Raw genomic sequence first — 5,415 nt, 5'->3', positions numbered from 1 at the left:
CTCCAAAGGTGGTCACCAGCTGGAAATAACAAAATGCGCGAAGGAATTTTGCCTGGGCCAATAGCTGTGCTTTCTTGCCTTCATCCATCTGCGCATCGGGGCCATATTGCAGTACCCCGTTAGCAGTGTTAATGTCTATATACATACTGTTCCAAAAGCCGCTATAGTCGTTGGTGTTGCTCTTCATCAGGGATGAGTAGGTAAAGTTGTGCTGCACATCAGCCGCACCGCCCCTGATCATCTCGTCGGTTCCACCATTGAATAATTGTGTAAAGATCTGCGTGCCCCAATGACTGCGGAGAGAGGAGTAGATACCGGCAACTCCGCCATCCAGGCCTTCGGGCGTTTTGAAATAAGCGGGATCGATGGTTGCGCGGGGCTGTTCATTCAGCACTTTCTTACATCCGCCCGTAATCATCAGCAATGCAGCCATCAGCAGCCACCCGGTTTTTATATTCAGTTTCATATCAAGCTAAGTTTCTGGATTAAAATTTAACGTTAACACCAAACATATACTGGCGTGTGGGAGGCGTGCCCATGCCTACGGTAATGGCCCTGGCTACTACCGGTGTTCCGCCTGCGGTAGAACCTACTGCATTGCCATTGCCGTTACCTTCCGGATCAATACCCAGCCCGTCATGCACCAGCGGAGCCCAGAGAATAAACGGGTTCTGGGCTGCCAGGTATAAGCGCAGCGAGCTAAGGCCTATTTTATTTGTGATCTTTGAGGGCAGGCTATATCCCAGGTTAATAGATCTCACCTTTATAAAAGAGCCATCGCGGTAAGATAAGGTGGAGGTGTACTGTAAGGCATCCCTGCTGGCATCCGGCTGTGGAAAATCATTGGTGGGATTGTCCGGCGTCCAGTAGTTCACTTTATATTGGTTAACACGGCTGTTCATAAAGAAAGGATAACCGGCTGCACCGCCATCGGCAGTCAGATAGGTAACTACCACGGTTTGCCCGATACGCCCGAACGTTACAATATTCAGGTCAAAGTTCTTGTAGGCAAAACGGTTGCTGAAACCAAAAACAAAGTCCGGCTGAAAATTGCCGATCACCTGGCGGTCTTCAGCACCAATGGTTCCATTGCCGTTAACATCCTCGATCTTAATGTCGCCGGGCGCGGCGCCATACTTGCCTGCAGCATCTTTTTCACCCAGCTGCCATATACCGATCTTTTTCACATCATAAATTACAGTGAGCGGCTGCCCCACATACCAGCCATTGCCAACATCCTGGGTAAGGCCCGGCTGCAGGGCCACGATCTTTTCCCTGGCCATGGAAAAATTCAGGTCCGTGTTCCAGGTAAATCCGCCGCGGCTTTTTACATTCAGGCTGCTGAGCGTTATTTCCAGGCCATGCCCCGCAGTTTTTCCCTGGTTTACAAGCACGGAGTTTGCACCCCTGCTTCGCGGCAGCTCCTTGCTTAACAGTATATCCCTGGTATTAACGTTATAATACTCAATGGCGCCGCTCAAACGGTTATTAAAGAAACCGAAGTCCAGCCCTATGTTGTATCCCCTGGTAGATTCCCAGGTGAGCTTAGGATTAGGCAGCGTGTTCACCAGGTAGCCCGATACATAGTTTATGTTGGGAGAAGTGCCGGAACCGTAGTTGTAGAAGTTGGAAGAGAGGCTTCCTATTGTGGTATAAGGCGCAATGGTTTGGTTAGAGCTGATGCCCCATCCTATCCTCAGCTTAAGATTATCTATCCAGCTTACATTGCGCATAAAACTTTCGTTGCTCAGGTTCCATCCTACAGACAGCGCGGGATAAGTAAACCATTGATTGCCGGGAGCCAGTACGGAAGCGCCGTCGGCCCTGACGGTGGCCGTTAACATATAACGGTCGTCATAAGAATAGAACGCACGTCCCATATAGGAAAGCAGGCCCCGGTCGCTGTAGCCGGAGGCGTTTGCCGTGAGCGAATTAGCCAGCTGAAAATTGTAGTCCTGGATATAATCTGTTGGTACGCCCTGCCCGTTGAATTGCTGGCTCTGATTAAAATTCTTTACCACTTCATGCAAAGCCGTTACCTGGATCTTATGCTTTTCCGCAAAGGTTTTGTCATAGGTAAGCGAGTTGTCCCAGGTATAGCTCCATGTTTCATCGTTTGACTGGCTGAGGGTGGCGCCGGCCGTGGTAAGGTTGGTATTAAATACCGTGCCCGGGCCATTATAGTTATTGTTCATGGTCTGGATCCAGTCAAGCGCCAGGCTGGTTCTGAGCTTGAGGCCTGTAATGATCTCCAGCTCTCCATACACATTGGTTAATGTTCTGAAACGGCGGGTGCGGGCCCTGATCTTCTCATTATTGCCAATAGAGGTGAGCGGGCTTATCTGGTTAGCGTCATTGGATTGCTGGAGAGCCGGCTGAAAATTAATACTGCCGTCAGCGTTATAGGGAAGATACAAGGGGCTTAGCCTGGTTGCAGAGCCAAAGGCGCTGGTATTAACACGGTTGGCCCAGCTCATGGTATTGGTGGTTGTTAACCCTACTTTTATGCGTTGGCTCATCTTGTGATCAAGGGCAATATGAAATGAACCGCGGTCAAAACGCTGATCCGGTATAATGCCGGTTTCACGGAAAACACCGAATCCAAAACTGTACAGGGTTGTTTCATTGCCGCCGGAAACGCTGATATTATGATCGGTGCGGATAGCTGTTTTCAACAAAAGCTTTTGCCAGTCTGTATTAACCCCATTGGCCAGGTTTTCCTGCTCAACCGGGGTAAGCGCATTGGGATGGGGATTGTTAGGATTGGGCTGCCCCTGTTTTGCAGCTTCCTTAAAAGCGGCATACTCCTGCCCGTTAAAGAGGTCGTAGGTATCCATTGCCTGAGAAATACCTACATAGCCGTCATAGCTGGTGATGGGTTTTCCCGGCCGGCCTCTTTTTGTAGTAATAATAATAACGCCGCCCGATCCCCGCGACCCATAAATGGCGGTAGCGGATGCATCTTTCAGCACATCGATATTTGCAATATCGTTGGGATTTATATCGTTGATACTGCCACCTGAAAGCGGGATCCCGTCGATCACCAGTAACGGCCCATTCTGGGAGTTATTGGCGCTGGAGCTGGATGCGAGGGAACGGTTGCCCCTGATCCTGATCTCCCCGCCGGTACCGATGCTGGAGCCATTATTCACAATATCAATCCCTGCCGCCCTCCCCTGCAGCTGATTGTAAACATTGGGAGCGCCTACTTCCCGTAACGTTTCCCCTTTAACGGAAACAGTTGCCCCGGTAACATCCTTCTTTTTTGCCGTACCATATCCTATTACTACCACCTGTTCCAGATCGCTGACTGCGGATTTTAGTGTCACATTGACAGTTGTTTGACGGTCAATGGCAATTTCCCGCGGTACAAACCCCACCGAAGAGATCAGCAGCGTTCCGTTGGCAGGGGCCGTGAGCTTAAAGAAGCCCTGAGGGTCAGTGAGCACCCCTGTTCTGGTGCTTTTTAGCTGTACGCTGGCGCCGGGGATCCCGTTTCCATCGTCGCCGATAATACGTCCGTTAAGTGTAATGTTCTGCGCCCCCGCAGAGTAGATTGTCCCAAAAACAAATAATAAGGTCAGCATCGTTTTCCCCAATAAGAGCTGGAAGAAGGTTGACGCTTTTTGTAGGTTGTGCGTAACCGAAATTTTCATAATCGTGGATTTATTTCATTTGTGCATTACTGACACCGCATTGGTATATTAATGATGGGTGTAGCTACGTGGAAAATATCATCGCAGCGAATGTAGTATGACTACTACAGGGGCTATGGTTGATTTGTAAAAATGAATAGCACAAATGTTTAAACAGGGAATTAATTTAGCCGGCAGACTGCCTGTTCAGGGCCTGGTACTCTGAGGGTAAAAGGTTGAATTTAGCTTTGAAGGCCCGTGCAAAATAATTAGGGGTTGAAAAACCGACCGCGTACCCGATCTGTGCAATTTTCATATCACTGTTCTTCAAAAGGTCGGCAGCTTTGTTCAGCTTCATGGACCGGATGAACTCTACCGGCGTTTCACCGGTCAGCTGAACGATCTTATTGTACAGTGAAGCCCGGCTCATAAAAAGGTGCTTGCTTAATTCCTCCACTGTCAAATTATCACTATTGATATTAGCTTCAATATACTGCGTGACCTTCAGCAGTAATTTCTCGTCCTCCGATTCCACTTCCGCTGCAGGCATCACCACCTTCAGCTGGCGGGTATAGGTATCTTTCAGGGTTTGGTTCAGCTGCACCAGGTTCCGGATCTTAAGGTTTAAGATATCAAAATTAAAGGGCTTGGTAAGGTAGTCGCTGGCGCCGGTTTCAAGGCCTTTTAGCTGGGAAGCGTCGCCGGTAAGGGCCGTTAACAGGATGATCGGGATATGGCTGGTCCTTTTATCTGATTTGATCTTCTGGCTCAATTGTATGCCATCCATATAAGGCATATTGATGTCGCTCACAATTACCTGGGGATGAGCGAAAAGCGCTTTCTGCCATCCTTCTCTCCCATCGGAAGCTTCTACTATTTTATAAAAATGCTTCAGGTTATCTTTCAGGTAGTACCGGAAATCATCATTATCCTCGATCAGCAATACGGTTAGCTTTTCGCCGGCCGGTACAACAGCCTGCTGCTCCGACGCGGGCTGCTCAGCATTCAGAAGCTCACTTTCAGCTTCAGGCGCCGGCGCCGTATCTTCAGCCGGTTCCGGCAGCTGTTCCAAAGGTAAATGAATGGTAAAGAGGCTTCCCTTACCGGGAATGCTTTCAACATCCACACAACCGCCATGCATTTTTACAAATTCGAGGGTAATGGAAAGACCGATACCACTCCCCTGGTTGAGCACAGCGGGATTAGCATCTCCCTGGAAAAAGCGGGTAAAGATCTTCTCCTGCACCTCCTTCGGCATTCCAATGCCGGTATCAGCAATGGCTATCTTCAGGCCCGGCGGCTCATCCGGGTCAATACTAAGCGCTATCCGGCCGCCTTTGGGTGTGAATTTGAAGGCGTTCGACAACAAGTTAAACAAGATCCGTTCGATCTTGTCCCTGTCAAAGCGGGTATGAAAACAACCCAGGGTGCTGACGAATGAAAAGCTGATCTGCCTGCGCTCGGAAATATCTTTAAATGATTCCACCACTTCTCCTATAAAGGAAACAATATCTCCCTCTGTAAGCACCAGCTTCAGCTCCCGCTCTTCCAGCTTACGGAAGTCCAGCAGCTGGTTCACCAGGTTCAAAAGCCGCCGGGCATTGCGTTTCAGGAGGTTCAGGTGCCCCAGCTTTTCGGGGCACTCTTCCTGCTGTATCAATTTTTCAATAGGGCCAACGATCAGCGAAACCGGCGTCCTGAACTCATGGCTTAAGTTGGTGAGGTATTTGATCTTCACCTGTTCAAATTCGCGCTGCCGCTCAGCTTCCCTCCGTTCCAT

The 5,415-nt window shown here is 49.4% G+C and carries 3 protein-coding genes; all 3 read right to left on the bottom strand.

All coding sequences use genetic code 11. The features are described 5' to 3' along the window. Positions 1-466, bottom strand: a 466-nt coding sequence (locus tag VIM87_RS00930) for a RagB/SusD family nutrient uptake outer membrane protein (protein ID WP_331995150.1), incomplete at its 3' end; no start/stop codon positions are given. Positions 467-485: 19 nt separating this feature from the next. Beyond that, the gene (locus tag VIM87_RS00925; protein ID WP_331995149.1) at positions 486-3,656 is read right to left on the bottom strand and encodes a TonB-dependent receptor; all 3,171 of its coding nucleotides are present in this window, start codon (positions 3,654-3,656) and stop codon (positions 486-488) included. A 166-nt stretch (positions 3,657-3,822) separates the two neighbouring features. Then, positions 3,823-5,415 (bottom strand): hybrid sensor histidine kinase/response regulator transcription factor (locus VIM87_RS00920; RefSeq protein WP_331995148.1); only part of this gene is annotated, 1,593 nt, incomplete at its 5' end.

Source organism: Chitinophaga sp. (genome assembly GCF_036569125.1).
Lineage (GTDB): Bacteria > Bacteroidota > Bacteroidia > Chitinophagales > Chitinophagaceae > Chitinophaga.
Note: the sequence above shows the minus strand (reverse complement) of the source record. Positions and strands in the feature narration are given on the sequence as shown.